Consider the following 20,403-nt stretch of genomic DNA (forward strand, 5'->3'; position numbering starts at 1 on the left):
TTCAGGAGGAACAATGGCCATCACGACCCCCCGCTGGCACGAGCTCGCGGATCACGTACTCGACGGCGGAGTCGTCACCGCGGCGGACGCCCTCGCCGTGCTCCGGTCCCCGGACTCCGAGCTCATGGAGGTGGTCGCGGCCGCGTCCCGGCTGCGGTTCCAGCACTTCGGCAACAAGGTCAAGGTCAACTACCTGGTCAACCTCAAGAGCGGCCTGTGCCCGGAGGACTGCTTCTACTGCTCGCAGCGGCTCAACTCCACCGCCGGCATCCTGCGCTACACCTGGCTCAACACCGAGGAGGCCGTCACCGCGGCCAAGGCGGGCATCGCGGCCGGCGCCTCCCGAGTGTGCCTGGTCGCCAGCGGCACCGGCCCCAGCAATCGCGAGGTCGGCAAGGTCTCCGACATCATCGAGGCCATCAAGTCCGACACCCCGGGCGTCGAGGTGTGCGCCTGCCTGGGTGCACTGAAGGATGGCCAGGCGGAGAAGCTGTGCTCCAGCGGCGCCGACGCCTACAACCACAACCTCAACACGGCCGAGAGCCATTACGAGGACATCTGCACCACCCACACCTACGCCGACCGGGAGCACACGGTCGCCCAGGCCCACGGCGCCGGACTCTCGGCGTGCTCGGGCTTCATCGCGGGCATGGGTGAGACGCACGACCAGCTCGTCGAGCTCGCCTTCGACCTGCGCGCCAAGGACGTCGACTCGATCCCGGTCAACTTCCTGCTGCCCTTCGACGGCACCCCGCTCGAGGGCGTGGACACCCTCAACCCGCGCGACTGCCTGCGCATCCTCGCGATGGTCCGCTTCGTCGCCCCCGACACCGAGATCCGGATGGCCGCCGGCCGCGAACGACACCTCGGCTACCTCCAGGGCATGGGCCTCTACGTGGCCAACTCACTCTTCCTGGGCGACTACCTCACCAGCGAGGGCCAGCCCGGCGGCGAGGACCTGCAGATGATCGCCGACGCCGGCCTCGAGGTCCTCCAGATGGACCACCCGGCCGGGGACACCGGGGACGGGACCGTGGAGGCCGCCACCGCGAACGCGCCCGCGAATGCCGCCGGGCCGGCCACGCCCGCCGTCGCCACCGGGCGGGACCAGAAGGTGGCCATCCGCACCCGCGGGGCCGGCACCAGCGAGCCCGCGAACGCCTGACATGTCCGCCTCGGTCCACTCTCCCGGTGCCCGGGACCTCGTCGTCGTCGACACTCCCTCCTCCCCCTCCACCCCGGACGACGCCGCGGCGATGCTGGCCGCCGACGCCGAACAGGCCGCCACCACCGCGCTGCTCGCCGCCGACGCCGAGCACGTCTGGCACCCCTACGGTGGGTTCCCGGCGAGCACGCCGCCGCTGCCGGTCGTCTCCGCCTCGGGGGTCCGGCTACGGCTGGCGGACGGGCGCGAGCTCATCGACGGCATGAGCTCGTGGTGGGCGGCCATCCACGGCTACCGGCACCAGCACCTCGACGCGGCCGCGCACCGGCAGGTCGACACGATGAGCCACGTGATGTTCGGCGGGCTCACGCACGCACCGGCCGTCGAACTGGCGACCCGACTCGCCCGCATGGCGCCGGGCGAGCTGAACAAGGTGTTCCTCGCGGACTCGGGCTCTGTATCCGTAGAGGTGGCCGCGAAGATGGCGATCCAATACCAGCGCTCGCTCGGCCGGACCGAACGCACCCGGTTGGCGACGTGGCGCGGCGGCTACCACGGCGACACCCTGTCGCCCATGAGCGTGTGCGACCCCGACGGCGGCATGCACTCGATGTGGCGCGGGGTGGTGGCCGAGCAGGTCTTCGCGCCCGCCCCGCCCGCCGACTACTGCGATGACTACGTCGCCGAGCTCGAGCGGGTGATCCGTGGGAGCGCCGACGAGCTGGCGGGGATCATCGTCGAGCCGGTGGTCCAGGGCGCGGGCGGGATGCGCTTCCACCACCCCGGTTACCTGCGCGACCTGCGCCGGTTGGCCGACGAGACGGGCATGCTGCTCATCTTCGACGAGATCGCCACCGGCTTCGGCCGCACCGGCGAGCTGTGGGCCGCCGACCACGCGGGCGTCGCACCGGACGTGATGTGCGTGGGCAAGGCCCTGACCGGCGGGTATCTCACCCTCGCCGCGACACTCACCACCGACCGGGTGGCCGAGGTCATCAGCGCCGGCGAGGCGGGGGGCCTGGCGCACGGGCCGACGTTCATGGGCAATCCGCTGGCGTGCGCGGTGGCGTGCGCGTCGTTGGACCTGGTGGCCGGCGGCGGGTGGCGGCGCGATGTGCCGCGCATCGAGGCGCGCCTGCGCCACGGGCTGGCGTCCGCACTCGACGTGCCTGGTGTGGTCGACGTGCGGGTGTTGGGGGCAATCGGCGTGATCCAGCTGGCCGAGCCGGTGGAGATGACGACGACGACAACGGCGATCACCTCGCACGGCGTGTGGCTACGCCCCTTCCGGGATCTCATCTACACGATGCCGCCGTACACCTCTACAGACGAGGAGATCGACCGGATCTGTGCGGCGGCGGTTGCAGGGGCTGCAGCGGCAGGGGCGGGCCGATGACCATGCAGACATCCCCCGCCCTGGACTGGCTCGACGACGCCGCCGCCGACCGGGCCTCCCGGCATGTGCGGCGGGTGCTGTCCCCACGCGCGGCCGAGGACGGCGTGATCGACCTCGCCTCCAACGACTACCTCGGACTGGGTCGGCACCCCGAGGTCGTGGACGCCGCCGTGGCAGCGACGCGCCGCTGGGGTGCGGGCGCGACGGGATCACGCCTGGTCACGGGCACGACGGATGAGCATCTGGCGCTCGAGGACGAGCTCGCCGAGTTCACTGGCAAGCCCGCCGCGCTGGTCTTCTCCTCCGGGTACACCGCCAACCTCGGGGCCGTGGTGGCGCTGTCCGGGCGGGGATCGCTCATCGTCTCCGACGGCGGCTCGCACGCGTCGTTGGTGGACGCGTGCCGGCTCGCGAGGGCGCGTGTCGTCGTCGTCGACCGGGGTGACGTCGCGGCGGCGGCACGCGCCCTGGCCGAGCGCACCGAGGAGCGCGCGCTGGTCGTTACCGACTCGGTGTACAGCGCCGACGGTGAGCTGGCTCCCCTGCTCGCGCTGCACGGGGCGAGCCGCGCGCACGGCGCGGTCCTGCTGGTCGACGAGGCCCACGGCCTCGGCGTGCGCGGCGACCGCGGGCGGGGGCTCGTGAACGAACTGGGATTGAGCAGGCACGAGGACGTGGTGGTCACGGCGACGCTGTCCAAGGCCCTCGGGTCGCAGGGCGGGGTGGTCCTGGCGTCCGAGCGGGTGCGGGAGCACCTCATCAGCAGCGCGCGCACCTTCATCTTCGACACCGGGCTCGCCCCCGCCGCGGTGGGCGCGGCCCGCGCGGCGCTCGGTGTCCTGCGCCGCGATCCCTCGCTCGCCTCGCGCGTGGTGGAGGTGGCCGAGCACCTGGCCGCGGTCACCGGCGCCGAGCAGCCGCGGTCAGCGGTGGTGTCGGTGATCCTCGGCGACCCCGCCCGCGCGGTCTCCGCCGCCGGCAGGTGCCTCGAGCTGGGCGTCCGGGTGGGGTGCTTCCGCCCGCCGTCGGTTCCCGCGGGCACCGCGCGGCTGCGCCTCACCGCCCGGGCGGACCTCTCCGACGCCGACCTCGCGCGGGCGAGCGACGTGCTGGCCCAGGTGTTGGCCGAGCACGGGCACCCGGATGGGGCGGCCGCGCGGCTCGAGGGGGCCCGCGCATGACCGCGTCTTCCGGCTCCGCATCCCCGCCCGCCCCGGCGCCGATCGTCATCACCGGCACCGGCACGGACGTGGGCAAGACCATCGCCACCGCAGCGCTGGCCGCCCACGGCCTGTCGGCGGGCCTGGACGTGGGGATCTGCAAACCGATCCAGACGGGCCTCGCGCCCGGCGAGCCCGGCGACGCCCACGAGGCCGCGCGCCTGTCCGGGGTGCGGCGGATGCTGGAGGTCCGTCGGCTGCCCGATCCGCTGGCGCCCGAGACCGCCGCCCGCGTCGCCGGCCTGCCGCAGTCCACGCTGCCCGAGTTGATCGATCCGATCCGCGCGTGGCTCCGCGCGCCCGGCGGGTCGGCGCCCGACTCCGCGCCCGACTCCCCGGCGACCTCCGGACCTGCACGCGGGCGCCTGGATCTGGTCGAGGGCGCCGGCGGCGTGCTCGTCCGGCTCGGTACCGGCCTCACCGTCCTCGACCTCGCCCGGTCGCTCGACGCCCCGGTCATCGTGGTCGCGAGGGCCGGACTGGGCACGCTGTCGGACACCGAGCTCACCGTCCGCGCGATCGAGGCGGCGGGTCTGCGGTGCGCGGGGATCGTCATCGGGTCCTGGCCGGCCGATCCGGACCTCGCCGAGCGCTGCAACCTCGAGGATCTGCCCCGCCTGACCGGGGTTCCGGTGCTCGGCCGGGTGCCCGCGGGTGCCGGGGCGGTGGAGCGGGACGAGTTCGGGCGGCGCGCACCGGGGTGGTTCGTCCCCGACCTGCTCGACGTCCTTCGAAGCGGAGATCGGCGGGCGCACTACGGTGAGAAGTCGACGGTTATCGGATCTCCGGCCTGTCAGGCTGCGGGATGACGTCCGAGGTACTCGTCGATCGCTGACCGGATAACCGCACTCATCGGCTGCCCGGTCCGCTCGGCATAGTCCGCAAGCCTTCGACGGTCCGACTCGGTCAAACGGACAGCCAACGGCCGGGTCTCTTCTGCGACATCACCGGTCCGCGGCCGGCCGGGCCGGTAGCCCGGACGTATTTCGACAGCCCCGGCGTCGATCTCGTACTCGCCGGCCTCCACCGCGTCGGCAAGACGCTCGTAGCGGGCTTCACGTTCACTGGCAGCACTCATCATTCCTCCAATCGCGCTCTCTGCCGGGCACTGACCTCATCGATCAGATCAACCGCCCCTCCGGTTGCCACGAGGACCTCGCGAGCCACAGCCGCCGTCAGCAGCATGGCGTGGAACACATGCAGCTCATCTTGCTCGATCTGGTCGGCGACCACTTCGATCAAGGCCCCACCGTTCATGTCGCCGACCATCCTGACCAGCTTCGCCTCGGGATCCGCCCGAGGCACCAGGCCATAGCGAACTATCGGATGCGCCAGCACCGCTCTGATCTCCGCATCCGCAACTCCATGTCGGCGTGCGGACGCGTAGATCACCGCTTTCACATTCAAAACTGTATCACGGTTTGAGGCGACGAGAACGGCCGAGGCGGGGCGGGGCGTTCCACTTGCTGGTCGCGGTCCCCGCCCTGCTGAGCAGGTAGAATCGGCTGCACGTCGACGCAAGGAGACTGTGTGGCCACCCGCATCCGCCCGACCACCGACCAGGCACTCGCAGGAGCCGCCGCCGGCCATCGCATGGCCGGCATGGAGCCGTCACCCGAGGCCCTCGAGATCACCCGCCGGTTCGCCGACGGGCTCCTCACCCGCGACCGGGCTCTCGCCGAGATCCGCGCCGCGGTGCGTGAGCGCACCGCTCCCTGACGCTGCCCTCACGCCCATGAACCCCCGAGATCCGTACAAGGAACCCTCGGGGGTTCTGCGTAACCGGCTGGGCATCTCCGACCCCGCCGAACTGGCGGAATACGAGCGCGACCTGGCCTTCTTCCGGGTCGTGGAACTGGAACTCAGCCCGCTGGAGGGTCGATTCGATTTCGAGCACCTCCGCGCGATCCACCGCTACATCCTCCAGGACATCTTCGACTGGGCCGGCGAGCTCCGCACCGTCGACACCCGCGCCCTCGGCATCCCTCATGCCCGCACGCAGCGAGTCTTCTTCGACCAGATGTTCCGCCACGCCGGGTGGCCGTCAACTGGGCCGGCATCGATGCCTCAGCAGCCCACGCCGCCCGCCATATGTCGGTGTACGGGCGGCCGGACTACCTCGCCGACCAGCTCAGACACGCCGTCCACCCGGCCACCGAGCTCGCCGAGGGCCGCCTGGCCACCACCCTGGGCAACCGCTCGCTGCTCGACTCCTCCGCACACTTCCGCGCCATGCGCGACCACCACAGGGCCGCGGTCATGACGCCCTACGGTCGCACTGGGTAACCGACTGTCTACCGGGCTCCCCACCGCGTCGTCGCGCCCGGTCAGGACAGGTCGAGGAAGCTGCGCAGGTCGTCGAAGGACTCGCGCACCACCGAGTAGTGCGCCCACTTGCCGCGCTGCTCGCGGACCAGCAACCCGGCCTCGACGAGCTTTTTGAGATGGTGGCTGATCGTCGGCTGGCTGATGTCGACCACTTCGAGGAGGTCGCACGCGCACACCGAGTCACACCCCTGAGCCGCGATATGCGACAACAGGCGCAGCCGCATCGGGTCCGCGAGCGCCTTGAGTCGCGCCGACATCCGCTCGGCGGTGGGAGCGTCCACCGGCCCCGCCGACATCGAGCAACACGCGTCCTGCACCGGGGCCGACAGGCCGGGTTCCACTGTTGTCATCGTCCACCTCACCTGACCCCGAAGATACATTGACACTCACCGATATGTCAGCCTAGCCTCCCCCATAGACAATCATCGATCTAAGGACGTTCTCCCGGATGAGCACCATGATGACCGGGCCCGGCGTGGCACCGGTCGCCAAGAAGATGTCGTTCCTCGACCGCTGGCTGGCCCTCTGGATCCTCACGGCGATGGCCGTCGGGCTACTGCTCGGACGGTTCATCCCCGGCCTCGACCGGGCGCTGGACTCGGTGAAGATCGGCGGGATCTCCGTCCCGATCGCCATCGGCCTGTTGGTGATGATGTACCCGGTCCTCGCGAAGGTCCGTTACGACGAGACCCACCGGGTCACCGGTGACCGGAAGCTCCTCACACTGTCGCTGTTCCTCAACTGGATCGCCGGTCCGGCGTTCATGTTCACCCTCGCGTGGGTCTTCCTACCCGACCTGCCGGAGTTCCGTACCGGGCTGATCATCGTCGGCCTGGCCCGCTGCATCGCCATGGTGTTCATCTGGAACGACCTGGCCTGCGGCGACCGGGAGGCCGCGGCGGTGCTGGTGGCGATCAACTCGGTGTTCCAGGTCGTGGCGTTCGGCGCCCTGGGCTGGTTCTACCTGCAGCTTCTGCCCTCCTGGCTGGGGCTGGAGGCTACGACGGCCGAGTTCTCGGTGTGGGCGATCGTGCTCTCGGTGCTGGTGTTCCTCGGCATCCCGCTGCTGGCCGGCTTCCTCACCCGAGTGTTCGGCGAGCGGGCCAAGGGCCGGGAGTGGTACGAGGAGACGTTCCTCCCCCGGATCGGCCCGTGGGCCCTCTACGGGCTGCTGTTCACGATCGTGTTGCTGTTCGCCATGCAGGGCGATGCCATCACCTCCCAGCCGCTCGACGTGGCGCGGATGGCCGTGCCACTCCTGCTGTACTTCGTCCTCATGTTCCTCGTCAGCCTGTTCGCCTCGCGGGCGGTGGGACTGAACTACGCCAAGTCGACCAGCGTGGCCTTCACCGCGTCGGGCAACAACTTCGAACTGGCGATCGCGGTGTCGATCGGCACCTTCGGCATCGCCTCCGGCCAGGCCCTCGCGGGCGTGGTCGGGCCGCTCATCGAGGTCCCGGTCCTCATCGGGCTCGTCTACGTCGCCCTGTGGGCCGGACCGAAACTCTTCCCGGGCGACCCGACCCTGCCCGATCGTTCGGTGACCGGGACCCGCTCATGACCGCCGAGCAGCAGGCGCACCACGTCCCCAGCGTTCTGTTCGTGTGCGTCAAGAATGGCGGCAAGTCCCAGATGGCGGCGGCGCTCATGCGCCTGCACGCCGGTGACGCCGTCGCCGTCCATTCGGCGGGCACCGCGCCCGGCTCGGCGGTCAACGCGCTCGCCGCGGAGGCGGTCGCCGAGGTCGGCGCCGACATGTCCGGCGAGACCCCCACGGCCGTCGACCCCGACCTGGTGCGACAGGTGGACCGGGTGATCGTCCTGGGCGACGAGGCCGCCGGGGAGATCGACGACGACGAGGTCAGCGCGCTCGAAATCTGGCGCACCGACGAGCCGTCGCACCGGGGCATCGAGGGCATGGAGCGGATGCGTCTGGTCCGCGACGACATCGATCGTCGCGTGCGCGCCCTGCTCGCCGACCTCGTCGACACCAGGCCCCGGGTGCTGTTCGTCTGCGTCCACAACGCCGGGCGCTCCCAGATGGCCGCCGGCTACCTGTCCCACCTGGCCGGAGGACGAGTCGACGTCCTGTCGGCCGGGTCGGCACCCAAGGATCAGATCAACCCGGTCGCCGTCGAGGCGATGGCCGAGGACGGCGTCGACATCACCTCGGCCACGCCGAAGGTCCTCACCACCGACGCCGTCCGCGCGTCAGACGTGGTCATCACCATGGGCTGCGGCGACGCGTGCCCGGTCTTCCCCGGCAAGCGGTACGAGGACTGGGAGCTCGCGGACCCCGCAGGCCAGGGACTCGAGGCCGTCCGCCCCATCCGCGACGAGATCAAACGGCGGGTGAGCGCGCTGATCTCCGAACTGCTCGAGACCGAGTCGTAGCGGACGAGCACTAGAACCAGAGGTCGGCGAGCAGCTCGATCGACCGGTTCCGCACCGCCGGGTCGTAGGCGTAGGTGACGGTGATGAGCTCGCCGGCGTCGGTGCGCTGGACGAACTCGTCGAGCTGCGCCTTGACCGTGGCGGGCGAGCCGACGGCGCTGATCTCGAGCATCGCGGGCGTGCTGCCGGCGAACTCCGACGGGTCGACGGGCGGCTGGATCTTGCGGCTGCGCCCGGCCCGCAGGTCGAGGAACATCTGCTGCAGGGTGGTGAACTGCCGCTGCGCCTCCTCGTCCGTGTCGGCCACGACGACGTTGATGCCAGCCATCACCTGCGGCTTGTCGATGCGCGCGGTGGGCGCCTCGGTGCTGAACGAGTCGCGGTAGACGCGGATGGCGTCGTCGATCTGATCGGGCGCGAAGTGGGAGGCCAGCGAGAATGGCAGTCCCAGCTGCCCGGCGATGGAGGCGCCGTTGACGGTGGAGCCGAGCACCCAGATCGGCACCTCCGTGTTCTGCGAGACCGACGACAGGATCGGGGTGCTGCGCGCCGTGCCCTCCTCGCCGAACCAGCCCTGCAGGTCGTAGATGTGCCGAGCGAAGGCCTGAGGCTCCGCGGACGAGCGGCTCAACGCCTGGGCGGTCATGCCGTCGGTGCCGGGCGCGCGGCCCAGGCCCAGATCGATGCGGTCGCCGTGGATGTTGGCCAGCGTGCCGTACTGCTCGGCCACCATGAGCGGCGCGTGGTTGGGCAGCATGACCCCGCCGGAGCCCACGCGGATCCGCTCGGTCACCGACGCGGCCTGGGAGATGAGCAGCGAGGTGGCGCTCGAGGCGAGGTTGGGGGTGTTGTGGTGCTCGGCGAACCACAGCCGCGAGTAGCCCAGCCGGTCGGCGAGGCGGGCCGACTCCATCGACGCGGCGATGCCGTCACGCGCGGTGGCCCCCTCGGAGATGGAGACCAGGTCGAGAATGCTCAAGGGGACCGACACAACGCACCTTTTCGTAGCTCACCGTTACCGCCGCGAACATCCGCGGCTCGTGTGTCGAGGCTACCGATGCGACGAGGTCCGTGACGGGTCACGAATCGGTGTCCCCCGCGCCCGCCCCCGTGACGGGCGTGGGTCACACCGGCGCCACCATCGGTGACGCGCGGGAACGGGCCGGACCGACGACGACGACGACGACGACGAGGGTTCCCGTTCCCATATCGTCTGGCAGCCTGCGAGCGTCAGCGTTTCGGGCCCCCATCCCTGTGCTGTGGGTCACACTGAGCTCGCGCGGGGCCCCGCCCGCGCATCAGATCCGCACGAAGGGTCCGAGCACATGACGTCCGAGCACATGACGCAGCCACGCTCCGATGAGCCGCTCCACCAGCGGGTCACCTCCGGCGAGGCCGATCTCGACGAATTCCGTGAGCGCCTCACGGCCTGGCTGGCCGAGCGCCACGAGGTCGACGCTGCAGCCGGGGTCGAGGTCACTGCGGTGAGCCGACCGGAGAGCTCGGGGATGTCCAACATCTCGGTGCTCTTCGACGCCACGTGGACCCCGGCCGAAGCCAGCGCACCGGCGAGCCCGTCCGAACGGCAGTCTGCGCACCTGGTCGCCCGGATGTGCCCGCTGGACGACGCGTTCCCGGTATTCCCCGTCTACGACCTGCCGAAGCAGTTCGACGTGATGCGGGCCGTCGGCGAGGCCACCGATCTGCCGGTGCCGCGAGTGCGCTGGCTCGAGCAGGATCCGGCCGTGCTCGGAGCGCCGTTCCTGGTGATGGACCGCGCCTCCGGTCAGTCGCCGGTCGACAATCCCCCGTACGTCTTCGACGGCTGGCTACTCGAGATGGCCCCCGAGCAGCGGGCCGAGCTCCAGCGCGAGTCCGTGGCGGTGCTCGCGGAGATCCACCGCATTCCCGCGCCGGCCGACCTCCTGCCGGCGCTGGCCCCGGCGCCCGGCGTGAGCGCCCTGCGAGCGCACGTCGACGAGCAGCGCGCCTACTACGAGTGGACGACCCGCGAGGACGGACTGCGGATCCCTCTCATCGAGCGCGCCTTCGACTGGATCGAGGGCCATTGGCCCGCCGAGACAGGTCCCGACGTGCTGAGCTGGGGCGACGCCCGCATCGGCAACATCCTCTACGAGGGCACCACCCCTACCGCCGTCCTGGACTGGGAGATGGCGGCCATCGCGCCGGCCGAGGTAGACCTTGGCTGGTTCCTGTACTTCCACGACCTGTTCCAGGACCTCGCGGTGACCTTCGGCTTCCCCGGGATCCCGGACGTGTTCGACCACTCCGAGGTCGTCGAGCAGTACGAGCAGCTGACCGGCTCCACCGTCCGGGATCTGCCGTTCTACTACGTCTACGCCGGGCTGCGACAGGCCATCATCCTGTCGCGGATCACTCGTCGTCGTATCCACTTCGGCGAGCAGGAGGCGCCCTCCCACCCGGACGAGTACGTCCTCCACCACCCCATGCTCGCCCGCCTGATCTCCGACTGAGCTCGCCCGTCCCACCGCACTGCCCGTCCCACCGCACTGCCCCGACCGCCCGCGCCACCGCACCGCCCAACAGCCTCCCCCGGCCCCGAGGATCCACGTGAAACCCACCCCGCTCGACGAGTTCCCCGTCCACCAGACGCCGCTGCCCATGGCACAGGTGGTCACCAGCGACCGGAATTTCTACGATCGCTACTACTTCAACGCGCACGACCGCACCGGGGAGGTGTTCCTCGTGGCCGGGTTCGGTGTGTATCCCAATCTCGGGGTCGTGGACGCGTTCGTCACGGTCCGCCACGGCGACACCCAGCGGTCGGTGCGGTTCTCCGACGCCCTCGACTCCCGGTCGCTCGCGCCCGCGGTGGGCGGGTTCCGGATCGAGGTGATCGAGCCGCTGCGCACTCTGCGGCTGGTGTGCGAGCACCCGGACCTGTCGGTGGACATGACGTGGGAGGGCTCCTTCGACGCGGTGCTCGAGGACCGGCACGTGCTGCTCGAGGGCACGCGCGCGATGCTCGACGCGAGCCGGTTCGCGCAGGTGGGCAGCTGGTCGGGAACGCTCTCGGTCGACGGGCGCGACTTCGCCGTGGATCCCGACGCGTGGCTGGGAACGCGGGACCGCTCGTGGGGTATCCGGCCGAGCGGCGAGTCGGACCCCGCCGGTCGGTGGGCGGCCGAGCCGCGCGAGGGCTTCTGGTGGACCTACGTCCCGCTGCGCTTCGACGACTACGCGATGGTCGTGATCCTGCAGGAGAGTCCCGACGGGCACCGCACTCTCAATCACGCGAGTCGGGTGTTCGCCGACGGGCAGATCGAGCAGCTGGGCTGGCCGCGGATGGAGGTCGACTACCGCAGCGGCACCCGTAACCCCGACTGCGCGCGCCTGCACCTGACCACGCCAGGCGGCGAGCCGCTACTGCTGGAGGTCGAGACCCTCGGCGGCGTGCCGCTGAGCATGGGCTCGGGGTACGTGGGCGACCCAGCGTGGTCGCATGGTCGCTGGATGGGCCGCGACTGGAGCGAGTCGGTCACCTACGACATGACCTCCCCCGACGTGGTGGCGATGCTGCCGTTCAACACCGTCGACCACGTGGCCCGGGCGGCCTGCAACGGCGACGTAGGCTGGGGCCTGTTCGAACACGCGAATTTGGGCCGGCACGACCCGTCGGGGTTCACCGACTGGGGCGAGTATGGCTAGATGGTCATAGAGACTGTCCGACACCGACACGGAGCTGAGGTTCCGGGACCCTAATGCCGCAGAACGACCGCCTGCAAACTTGCCATCGGCCAGCGAAGGACGGGTAGTGCAGACCTCTCACAATCCATACACGACACGGCCAGAGGCTTCGTCCGAAATCGTCCGGCAGAACATGAGACGACAGGGGACTCGCGACACCTCGTGCGAGATGGCGGTCCGTCGAGCGCTACACCGACGCGGGCACCGTTTTCGCGTCGACTTCCGTCCTCTACAGAGCGAGCGTTTCCGCGCCGATATAGGTTGGAAGGGGCGCCGAGTCGCAGTCTTCATCGACGGATGCTACTGGCACCAGTGCCCCGTCCACGGCACGGTTCCGAAAACAAACTCCAACTGGTGGGGAACAAAGTTCGCTGCTAACAGCGAGCGCGACCAGCGAGTTCGAGACGTACTCGAGAACCACGGATGGACTGTTCTCCGCTACTGGGAGCACGAGGACCCCGAAGCAGTAGCGGATCAGATCACACGGCACCTTCTTTAACCCCTGCGGAAGGTGAACGCTCACAGCAAATCTCAGGCGCTTGCTGTCCACAACGCCAGAAATCTAGGACACGCCGCCTAACTACCGCTAACATGCCCTCAGCGTCGGAACGCGGACGCCAAACCCACAACCGTCGCCATGGGGCGCCAGGCGAGGCAGACTGACCGAGGCGAACGAATATATGCAGCCTGCGCCGCCAAGCATTAACGGAGCGACCTTCGAAGAGCTACCCCCCGGCCCACAACTGATGGCATCAATGCGTTCAGTCGGGTACAGCCTCAGGACGGCGATCGCCGATGTGATCGACAACTCAATATCGGCGGGCGCCAGCACGGTGGCGATCGACTTCGGTCACGACCCGCATCCTTACATCGCGATAACAGACGATGGACATGGGATGACGCCTCAAACTGCTCGCGAGGCGATGAGGCTCGCGGGCTCCTCGTTGCGGACCACTAGAGCTGCGTCCGATCTAGGCCGCTTCGGCCTAGGACTCAAGACGGCCTCACTATCGCAGGCTCGGAGCTTGATCGTTGTCTCTAAAACGGCCACCACCGGCCCCGTTGCCTACAACTGGAGTCTCAAAGCCATCGAGAAGACTGGAAGATGGACACTCCTCTCTCCGCCACTCGATGCTCTCGAGTGGCTAACGCCGTACAGCGTCCTTAGGCGCCAAACGTCAGGGACCATCGTCCTCTGGGAAGACCTCGACTTACTCCAAGCACAGTGGGGCCCTTCCGCGGCCGACCTCGACCGCGCCATGTCCGAAGTTCGCGACCATATCGGTCTTGTCTTCCACCGATTCATCGATCAGCGCGCAAGTTCGCCCGTCCGAATAATCCTTAACGGTCATCCAATAAGTGCAAACGACCCGTTCCTTTCGCGCCACCGCGCAACACAAGTAACAGGTGAGGACACCATCACAATAAGGGGGGAAACCGTCTCCGTACAGGGCTACACCCTTCCTGCATTAAACAAACTAACAAAACGAGAACTCGACGCACTTCACGTCGCAGGTACCCCCACAGAAAGCCAAGGCTTCTACGTATACAGAGCGAAACGCCTTGTCGTTTGGGGTACATGGTTCCGGCTAGCACCAAAATCCAACATGAGGCGCCTCACCCGAATCCGGGTCGATGTTCCGAACTCCCTCGACGATCTCTGGTCTCTAGACGTCAAAAAGTCCCAAGCGCAGCCGCCTCCCGAGGTCCGAAACCGCTTGCGGAAGATGGTCGAATTATTCACCGCACCAAGCGAACGGGTCCACCAATACCGTGGACGACGAACGAGCAACGATTCAGTCACACACATATGGAACCTTGTCGAGCACGACAAAATCTTTAGGTACGAAATCAACCGCGCGCATCCAGCCTTAGTCGCTCTCGCCGACTCACTGAATTCAGAACAACTCCGAACCCTCAACGCAATTCTCACAATGGCGGAAACCGGGCTGCCCATCGGCGACATCTTCAACCGACTCTCCCAAGATAAGCTGAACTCAAACGACGAAATCGCAATTGATCAGCTGATCGATCTAGGTTACTCCCTCCGACAAGCACTACCGACAACAGATAGCGCTACAATCGAAACGATCCTTAGGACCACTGAACCCTTTGTGAATCACCCAAGCCTCGACCAAGCCATCCTCGAGATTCTTAAGTAGAGAGCAAAAACGTGACAATGCAACATGCCCTAGACGAGCAGCAGGCCCATGTCTACTCCATCGCCTTAACTGCGATCGCGAAGGAGCCGGATCAGACGGAGTGGGAGATAAAAGAAGTAGTCGAGAAGCTAGCCCCCTTATTTGCACCAACCCTCGCCGACGATCAGTATACGCCCATAGTGCGACAGCTAATCTCGGCTCTAAACGTTCGAGTCGACCGTGGCGTTGCCATCACAGAGCAAGGACACGAGCCTTGGCTCGAAAAGCATCGTCACGATATTTCATGGCATAGATGGACCGCGTACAAGCAACTGCTTCTCGCCAAAAATTACCCGCCCAGAGTTGTCGACACAATGGACCAAGTCACAAACGACATCGTCGACCATCTCGGTAACCCCAGGTTGCCTGGGCCGTGGCGCCGGCGGGGCCTAGTCATCGGAGACGTCCAAAGCGGAAAGACCGCCAGCTACATTGGTGTCATCGACAAGGCTATTGACGCGGGCTTCCGCCTTGTGATTGTGCTCGCCGGCAGCACGGAGTCGTTGCGACAGCAAACCCAGGAGCGCCTAGACGAGGGCGTTATCGGCCGAAGCACGAGGGACGGAAACCAGACCGGATCGGCATCAACCGTTGGGCCATATGGTATCGGCCAATTCAACGCCGAGCTTCCCACCGTTCAATCGATGACCACTGTACTAAAGGACTTCACCAAACTCGTCAAGCGGAACACCAATATCCATATAGGCCAGGGCACCGAGGGCTCAACCTTCATCGTAGTGCTGAAAAAAAATGGCAAGGTGCTCGAGGCTGTCTATGACTGGCTCGAACGGCAGCAAATCACAGGCAATCAACTTACCGCGCCGCTGCTAGTTTTGGATGACGAATCGGACTACGCCTCAGTAAACACGCGGGCAACGGAGGACGAAAACCCAACGGCAATTAACGGGAAAATCCGAGACATACTCGGCCTATTCGAACGCAGCTCGTACCTAGCATTCACCGCTACCCCGTTTGCAAACATCTTCATCGACTCAGACGTGAGCGACGACCTATTCCCCCGTGACTATGTTTACGCGCTTGAGGCTCCTAGCAACTACGTCGGTGCCAGAGTCTTCTTCGGCACATCGTATGAGCCCGCCTCCAAGGCGCTCCTCAAGCCCACAGATGCCGAGGCCTACTTCCCGTCGAAACACAATAAACGGCTGAGAGTAAACGGGATCCCGCGATCTCTCCAGGAAGCAATTGAGGCATTCTTCATCGCAAACGCCGTCCGAGACATCCGCGGACACTCCAGCGACGCAAGATCCATGCTCATTAACGTCACGAGATTCAAGGACGTCCAGGCCACCGTGTCTGAAATTGTCTCCGACTACGTCACAGAACTAAGAAACGCGGTCCAGTTCCACTCTCTTTCCTACGCAAATGGCACGCCCAACAGCTCTATTGAAAACCTGGAGAAAACCTACTTCAAGGTATACGGAGACCTGGCGGAAACCGTTGACGAGTCTTGGAAAGCGGTGCTAGGTCGACTCCCCTCCGCCGTTACGGGCATAGCCGTTCAAACATTTAACTCCGATAGCGACAAAAAGCTTGAGGAGCAAAATCTGAGCTGGGATAGGCCGCCGCGACTGATTGCCGTCGGGGGCGACGTACTGAGCCGAGGCCTCACCCTTGAAGGTCTCACCGTTAGCTATTTCTACCGCCGAGCCGCTGCTTTCGACACCCTTATGCAAATGGCGAGATGGTTCGGCTATCGCCCCGGTTACGACGATCTTTGTCGACTCTGGATCGACGAAACGATCGCCGCTCAGTACCGCTTCATCGACGAGGCCATCTCCGAACTGCGCGACGACCTACGGTACATGAAGGCACAGCGGCTGACACCATCCGACTTCGGGTTGGCAGTCAAAAAACACCCCGAGTCTTTGCTTGTGACCGCGCGCAACAAAATGCGATCCGCCGAGGATCACAAAAAGGTCGTCTCGCTCGTTGGTCGCCGTATCGAAAGCACCAAACTTTCGTCCGAGCCCGATGCAATTGGTGCTAACATGGCCGCGTTTCGCCAGCTAGTGATGGCACTGGATGAGTCGACACCACGCTACATGGATCTTGTTGAGTGGCGTGACGTCGACAAATCATTGATTAGCGCGTTCTTGACCTCCTTTACCGGCGCAAAAACGGATCCGATATGGTTCGCCGACAACCTTGCCAAGTTTGTATCCGCATCGCGAGGGCCTCTTCTTAGTAAGTGGGACGTCGCAGTGGTGCGTGGCAGCCAAAACCACGATTGGTCAACGTCTGGGATAGAGGGGCTCGAGATTCCCGTACCACGACGCAACGTGGTTGTCTCACCCAACGGCGAGTTGGCCGTAGCGGGGAAAAGCTCTCGTCTCGCGGGGCCCCACGATCTTGCGCGCTTTCTTTCAGCCGAAGAGAGGGCCCAGGCGGAGGCCAACTATCGGCGTTCGCATGAGCAAGACGAGGAAACGAATGTCGGCGAAGCTGCGTTCTACCCGGTCCTGAAGAACCCAGTCCTTTTGCTTTACCCCTTGGTGGCATCGTTCGCTGATGCCGAAGTCGATCAGACGACGCTGAAAGTGCAGGCGTCGGTCGACAGCCAGCGCTCAAAGGGGAACCTACTAATAGCCGCCAAGCTGGCGATTCCGGGCGAGCGGGCGTCTGCATCCAAGACCGGCGACATAGAGTATGTGATCAACAAGGTCGCTACCCGCACTTGGTTTGCCGACTTCGACGAGACGGAGTTGTCAGATGATTACGACGGCTGACGTTCTTGAGTCTTGGCGGGCCTCAAGCCTAGGCGCAACCAATGACGTGTGCCTGGACACCAGTCATCCCCTTGGAGCATTCGCTACTCTCGAGGACGGCCGCGAGTCGTTTCTCTTGATCGCGGACCAAGATCCAAGGAGCTTCATTCGGCTCAACTCCCATGCTGTCGAAGTCTCTTACCGCAGACGAATGGAAGACCTTCAGTGGGCTTGCTCACTGACGCTGACTAATCCCCTACTAGACTTGGCCTTCGCGGAGTTGGTCGCAGCCATCGTTAACAATTCCGCCGACGCCAGCAGCACCCTAGACTCGTTAATTCTCGTCGGTCAGACAATCGATGAGATGGGTCTACTATTCCGAGTGCCCCAGAAACCTGGCTTAACATCGGCCCAGCTTAGGGGGCTCTTCGCGGAGATGTGGCTGATATCGAGGTTTGCTTCAATATCGTTCGGCCCAAACGCGGCCGTAGACGGTTGGCGGGGACCCCTCGGCTCCCCCCACGACTTTGACTTCGGGCATTCGCACTATCTAGAAGTGAAGAGTCGACACGTCAACCACTCTCGCATACGCATCTCGTCTGAAAAACAATTGTTTTCCGAGGCGGGCCGATTGTTCCTTGCTGTGTTCGCTTTTGACGACCTCCCACCGTCCGAAGAAGTCCGCGACGGCTGGTCTTTGGTAGACGTGATACGAGAAGTCGAAGAGCATCCCGCGACCACGGCGGCCACCGTGTCTGTCCTCCGCGGCCGCCTTGCATTGCTCGGCGTTAGCTTGGACGATCCCAGACTAAGAGAGACGCGGTTCACTGAGCCAGCTGCAGCTATGTTCGAGGTCGGTCCCAGTTTCCCTCGGATAATCCCAAGTATGGTTCCTCGCGGAGTGTCTGAGGTGACATATACGATCGCTCTTCCTGAGCTTTCTGGATTCGAAACGGATTGGCCTGGTGATCATAGTGGAGCTTGATTCCTTTCGCCGCGATCTGGTGAATCGGGTCGGCGCCCGAGCTGACGCGGATGGTCTCCCAATTCATGACGCTTTCGTTGCAGAGGTTGGCGATCTACTCCAAGAAGTGGGAGGCATAGATGGCTTCGACCAGATCCACTTCAGGGGCGTTGGCGAGCGGAACTCAAACCTAGGCATCGACGGCTACTGCATCAATGACGACGACGATTCGGTGGACCTTCTGATCGGCGACTTCTCCGGCGACACGGCCGCATCGGCCATCCCGTCGCTAACTCAGACTAAGACTGATCGGCTGTTCTCTCTCGCCAGGAGCTTCCTCCGAGACGCTTTTTCTGGCGACTTCCCACGCGACCGCGAGCCCAGTGACCCCGCCGTCCAGCTCGCGATCGATTTGAAGCGCAAGAGCGTAGCGCTCCGGCGAGTTATTGTTCATGCAGTAAGCGACAACGTTTATAAGCGCGATACTATTCGCGTTAGCGAAGATCTCTCTGGCGTGCAAGTCGAATTCCGCCTGTGGGACATCGCCAAACTCTACGAAGCCTTCACGTCCGCCGGAGGACAAGAAACTCTGACGATAGAGATCTCTGACTATTGCGATATCGATCGTCTACCAGCCCTCGTCGTTCGCGGCCGCGAGTTCGATACCTATCTATTGACTGTCCCAGCACTGATGCTGGCGCGCCTGTATGAACGACACGGGAATAGACTTCTTGAGAGCAACGTGCGGTCGTTTCTTTCTGTCCGAGGTAAGGTCAATAAGGGCATCCGTACCACTCTCGAGTCTGCACCCGATAGGTTCCTTGCGTATAATAACGGGATCACGGCCACAGCTACCGGTGTGCGTTTTTCTGCCGACGGCATCTCGTCGATCAGTGATCTCCAAATCGTCAACGGTGGCCAGACGACCGCTTCTTTGTACTACGTACAGCGTGATGCAAAATCGCGAGCCTCGATTGAGAGCGTCGCGGTGCAGATGAAGCTCGTTGTGGTCGACCCAGACCTGGCCTCCGAACTTGTTCCGAATATTTCTCGATTTGCGAATAGTCAAAACTCTGTCAACGAGGCAGATTTCTTCTCGAATAGCCCCTTCCACGTTCGACTGGAGCAAATTTCGAAGCGCCTCACCACCCCGCCCGTACCTGGCGTACACGTCCAAACGAAGTGGTACTACGAGCGCACGAGAGGGCAGTACCAGAACGACAAATCGAAGCTAACGAAATCGGGCCAGAAGCGCTTCGACGCTGAGTACCCTCGCTCACAGGTCATCAGCAAGACGGACGCTGCACGATATGAAAACTCTTGGTCCCGCCTTCCGCACCTAGTCAGCCGAGGTGCCCAGAAGAACTTCGTGGCTTTCGCCGCCGAGGCCGCTCGAAGGTGGGAAGCTGACGATAGTGCTATCAATGAAAAATATTATCGCGACCTGGTTTCTAAGGCGATCCTATACAACGCCATTCGCAAGAATGTAATGCAGTCCTCTTGGTACCAGAAGGGCTACCTTGCGAATATTGTAACCTTGACCATAGCTCGCTTGGCTGAAGCGGTTTCGGCCGTCGCTCGTTCGGGTGAGGAGTTCGACTTTAACAGGCTGTGGGAGGCCCAAGCCGTGCCGGACGATCTTCTTGGGCTGTGCACGGAAATTGCCCAAGATATGCTGAGTGTCTTGGAATCGAATCGACGAACCCGACAGAACGTCACCGAGTGGGCGAAGGACCCGGCATCCTGGGAGATGGCGAAGTCTCGGCGATTGAGCGCCGATAGTGCAGGCGTTCTAAAGAGATACATTGTGCCGTCGACCGCCGCGCGATCCGCAAAACGGGCAGCGGCTCAGCTTCAGAAAACCGATATCGGCATTGATCTGCAGACCCAAGTGCTTTCGATTCCGGCTACATCGTGGCGCCCAGTCCAACTTCGCCTCAAGGAACTGGGGCGACTGTCGCCGAAGGAGGCCGGGGTGCTCTCTAAGTTGGCAAATAGCGGTGGCCGCTTCGTCCCTGAAGTATGGCAATGTGAGATCGCTTTGGCTTGCCACGTGCGAGCGAGAGAGTCCGGCCTCGCTGTAGATTAACAATCAATTTGCGAGGGATTCGCTCACCCGATCGGAGTTGTATCGATTTCAATTTCTGGGCGCGCGGGCTATACAATCGGGGTGTCGACGATCTTGGCACCTTAGGAGCAGGGAAGTTGTCCAAACAGCACCCATCGCCCTACGGCGTGAAGCTGATCCGCGGCCCGTTCGTATCCCTGCCACCTCACGAA

Annotated in this window: 19 protein-coding genes and 1 pseudogene; 16 read left to right on the plus strand and 4 right to left on the minus strand. The window is 65.0% G+C overall.

The window, feature by feature from the left end; genetic code table 11:
- The first annotated feature begins 13 nt into the window (after window positions 1–13).
- Genes bioB through Q2K20_RS13835 form a run of 4 tightly spaced genes read left to right on the plus strand, consistent with a single transcriptional unit; the run spans window position 14 to window position 4,590 of the window.
- On the plus strand, window positions 14–1,165 hold the full coding sequence (gene bioB / locus Q2K20_RS13820; RefSeq protein WP_269528903.1) for a biotin synthase BioB: 1,152 nt from the start codon (window positions 14–16) through the stop codon (window positions 1,163–1,165).
- Between the two features lies 1 nt (window position 1,166).
- Complete coding sequence (locus tag Q2K20_RS13825) at window positions 1,167–2,561, plus strand: adenosylmethionine--8-amino-7-oxononanoate transaminase (RefSeq protein ID WP_410494205.1); 1,395 nt, start codon at window positions 1,167–1,169, stop codon at window positions 2,559–2,561.
- The gene (locus Q2K20_RS13830; RefSeq protein WP_317176849.1) at window positions 2,558–3,742 is read left to right on the plus strand and encodes an 8-amino-7-oxononanoate synthase; all 1,185 of its coding nucleotides are present in this window, start codon (window positions 2,558–2,560) and stop codon (window positions 3,740–3,742) included. Before Q2K20_RS13825 ends, Q2K20_RS13830 begins: the two co-directional genes overlap by 4 nt.
- The gene (locus tag Q2K20_RS13835) at window positions 3,739–4,590 is read left to right on the plus strand and encodes a dethiobiotin synthase (protein WP_317176850.1); all 852 of its coding nucleotides are present in this window, start codon (window positions 3,739–3,741) and stop codon (window positions 4,588–4,590) included. The genes Q2K20_RS13830 and Q2K20_RS13835 overlap by 4 nt, the downstream gene beginning before the upstream one ends.
- On the opposite strand, the gene Q2K20_RS13840 is transcribed toward Q2K20_RS13835, so the two are convergent.
- Both Q2K20_RS13840 and Q2K20_RS13845 read right to left on the minus strand, forming a co-directional pair.
- Window positions 4,575–4,862 carry a ribbon-helix-helix protein, CopG family gene (locus tag Q2K20_RS13840; protein WP_317176851.1) on the minus strand — a complete coding sequence of 96 codons (288 nt, stop codon included), beginning with the start codon at window positions 4,860–4,862 and terminating at the stop codon, window positions 4,575–4,577. The two genes, Q2K20_RS13835 and Q2K20_RS13840, sit on opposite strands and share 16 nt — an antisense overlap.
- The gene (locus Q2K20_RS13845; protein ID WP_269501699.1) at window positions 4,859–5,182 is read right to left on the minus strand and encodes a hypothetical protein; all 324 of its coding nucleotides are present in this window, start codon (window positions 5,180–5,182) and stop codon (window positions 4,859–4,861) included. Before Q2K20_RS13845 ends, Q2K20_RS13840 begins: the two co-directional genes overlap by 4 nt.
- A 129-nt stretch (window positions 5,183–5,311) precedes the next feature.
- Between Q2K20_RS13845 and Q2K20_RS13850 the strand changes: the two genes are divergently transcribed.
- Both Q2K20_RS13850 and Q2K20_RS13855 read left to right on the plus strand, forming a co-directional pair.
- Complete coding sequence (locus tag Q2K20_RS13850) at window positions 5,312–5,500, plus strand: antitoxin VbhA family protein (protein ID WP_067716182.1); 189 nt, start codon at window positions 5,312–5,314, stop codon at window positions 5,498–5,500.
- 318 nt (window positions 5,501–5,818) lie between these two features.
- Window positions 5,819–6,067 (plus strand): hypothetical protein, encoded by a 249-nt coding sequence (locus Q2K20_RS13855; RefSeq protein ID WP_317176852.1) that lies wholly within the window; start codon window positions 5,819–5,821, stop codon window positions 6,065–6,067.
- A 41-nt stretch (window positions 6,068–6,108) separates the two neighbouring features.
- On the opposite strand, the gene Q2K20_RS13860 is transcribed toward Q2K20_RS13855, so the two are convergent.
- Entirely contained in the window at window positions 6,109–6,459 is a 351-nt protein-coding gene (locus Q2K20_RS13860) for an ArsR/SmtB family transcription factor (RefSeq protein ID WP_067716176.1), read from the minus strand.
- 98 nt (window positions 6,460–6,557) lie between these two features.
- Between Q2K20_RS13860 and arsB the strand changes: the two genes are divergently transcribed.
- The 3 genes and pseudogenes from arsB (at window position 6,558) to Q2K20_RS13875 (ending at window position 8,503) form a co-directional block, all read left to right on the plus strand.
- Window positions 6,558–7,670, plus strand: a complete 1,113-nt coding sequence (gene arsB / locus Q2K20_RS13865; protein ID WP_317176853.1) for an ACR3 family arsenite efflux transporter — start codon at window positions 6,558–6,560, stop codon at window positions 7,668–7,670.
- Window positions 7,667–8,071, plus strand: a pseudogene (locus Q2K20_RS13870) (low molecular weight phosphatase family protein); the annotation flags it as partial. The gene arsB and the pseudogene Q2K20_RS13870, both read left to right, overlap by 4 nt.
- A gap of 39 nt (window positions 8,072–8,110) precedes the next feature.
- Window positions 8,111–8,503, plus strand: coding sequence for an arsenate reductase ArsC (locus tag Q2K20_RS13875; protein ID WP_317176949.1), 393 nt, complete (start codon window positions 8,111–8,113; stop codon window positions 8,501–8,503).
- A 10-nt stretch (window positions 8,504–8,513) separates the two neighbouring features.
- Here the strand turns inward: Q2K20_RS13875 and Q2K20_RS13880 are convergent, their stop codons facing one another.
- Window positions 8,514–9,494 (minus strand): LLM class flavin-dependent oxidoreductase, encoded by a 981-nt coding sequence (locus tag Q2K20_RS13880; protein WP_317176854.1) that lies wholly within the window; start codon window positions 9,492–9,494, stop codon window positions 8,514–8,516.
- 334 nt (window positions 9,495–9,828) lie between these two features.
- On the opposite strand from Q2K20_RS13880, the gene Q2K20_RS13885 reads away from it, so the two are divergent.
- From Q2K20_RS13885 to Q2K20_RS13910, 7 genes are all read left to right on the plus strand, one after another.
- On the plus strand, window positions 9,829–10,998 hold the full coding sequence (locus Q2K20_RS13885) for a phosphotransferase family protein (protein ID WP_317176855.1): 1,170 nt from the start codon (window positions 9,829–9,831) through the stop codon (window positions 10,996–10,998).
- Between the two features lie 97 nt (window positions 10,999–11,095).
- The gene (locus Q2K20_RS13890) at window positions 11,096–12,193 is read left to right on the plus strand and encodes a hypothetical protein (protein WP_317176856.1); all 1,098 of its coding nucleotides are present in this window, start codon (window positions 11,096–11,098) and stop codon (window positions 12,191–12,193) included.
- Between the two features lie 106 nt (window positions 12,194–12,299).
- Window positions 12,300–12,731 (plus strand): very short patch repair endonuclease, encoded by a 432-nt coding sequence (locus Q2K20_RS13895; RefSeq protein WP_317176857.1) that lies wholly within the window; start codon window positions 12,300–12,302, stop codon window positions 12,729–12,731.
- A gap of 256 nt (window positions 12,732–12,987) precedes the next feature.
- Entirely contained in the window at window positions 12,988–14,394 is a 1,407-nt protein-coding gene (locus Q2K20_RS13900; protein ID WP_317176858.1) for an ATP-binding protein, read from the plus strand.
- A gap of 17 nt (window positions 14,395–14,411) precedes the next feature.
- Complete coding sequence (locus Q2K20_RS13905; RefSeq protein ID WP_317176950.1) at window positions 14,412–17,180, plus strand: Z1 domain-containing protein; 2,769 nt, start codon at window positions 14,412–14,414, stop codon at window positions 17,178–17,180.
- The gene (locus Q2K20_RS18230; RefSeq protein WP_410494208.1) at window positions 17,164–18,144 is read left to right on the plus strand and encodes a PD-(D/E)XK motif protein; all 981 of its coding nucleotides are present in this window, start codon (window positions 17,164–17,166) and stop codon (window positions 18,142–18,144) included. Before Q2K20_RS13905 ends, Q2K20_RS18230 begins: the two co-directional genes overlap by 17 nt.
- Window positions 18,125–20,212: an AIPR family protein gene (locus tag Q2K20_RS13910; protein WP_317176859.1), complete on the plus strand. Its 2,088-nt coding sequence runs from the start codon at window positions 18,125–18,127 to the stop codon at window positions 20,210–20,212. The genes Q2K20_RS18230 and Q2K20_RS13910 overlap by 20 nt, the downstream gene beginning before the upstream one ends.
- The last annotated feature ends 191 nt before the right edge of the window (window positions 20,213–20,403 follow it).

The sequence above is a fragment of the Dietzia sp. IN118 genome (assembly GCF_032905965.1).
Taxonomy (GTDB): domain Bacteria; phylum Actinomycetota; class Actinomycetes; order Mycobacteriales; family Mycobacteriaceae; genus Dietzia; species Dietzia kunjamensis.

Excerpts from the sequence above, each read along its gene's own strand:
- bioB (WP_269528903.1), top strand. The coding sequence starts at position 14 with ATGGCCATCACGACCCCCCGCTGGCACGAGCTCGCGGATCACGTACTC.
- Q2K20_RS13825 (WP_410494205.1), top strand. The coding sequence starts at position 1,167 with ATGTCCGCCTCGGTCCACTCTCCCGGTGCCCGGGACCTCGTCGTCGTC.
- Q2K20_RS13830 (WP_317176849.1), top strand. The coding sequence starts at position 2,558 with ATGACCATGCAGACATCCCCCGCCCTGGACTGGCTCGACGACGCCGCC.
- Q2K20_RS13835 (WP_317176850.1), top strand. The coding sequence starts at position 3,739 with ATGACCGCGTCTTCCGGCTCCGCATCCCCGCCCGCCCCGGCGCCGATC.
- Q2K20_RS13840 (WP_317176851.1), bottom strand. The coding sequence starts at position 4,862 with ATGATGAGTGCTGCCAGTGAACGTGAAGCCCGCTACGAGCGTCTTGCC.
- Q2K20_RS13860 (WP_067716176.1), bottom strand. The coding sequence starts at position 6,459 with ATGACAACAGTGGAACCCGGCCTGTCGGCCCCGGTGCAGGACGCGTGT.
- arsB (WP_317176853.1), top strand. The coding sequence starts at position 6,558 with ATGAGCACCATGATGACCGGGCCCGGCGTGGCACCGGTCGCCAAGAAG.
- Q2K20_RS13885 (WP_317176855.1), top strand. The coding sequence starts at position 9,829 with ATGACGTCCGAGCACATGACGCAGCCACGCTCCGATGAGCCGCTCCAC.
- Q2K20_RS13900 (WP_317176858.1), top strand. The coding sequence starts at position 12,988 with ATGCGTTCAGTCGGGTACAGCCTCAGGACGGCGATCGCCGATGTGATC.
- Q2K20_RS13905 (WP_317176950.1), top strand. The coding sequence starts at position 14,412 with ATGCAACATGCCCTAGACGAGCAGCAGGCCCATGTCTACTCCATCGCC.
- Q2K20_RS18230 (WP_410494208.1), top strand. The coding sequence starts at position 17,164 with ATGATTACGACGGCTGACGTTCTTGAGTCTTGGCGGGCCTCAAGCCTA.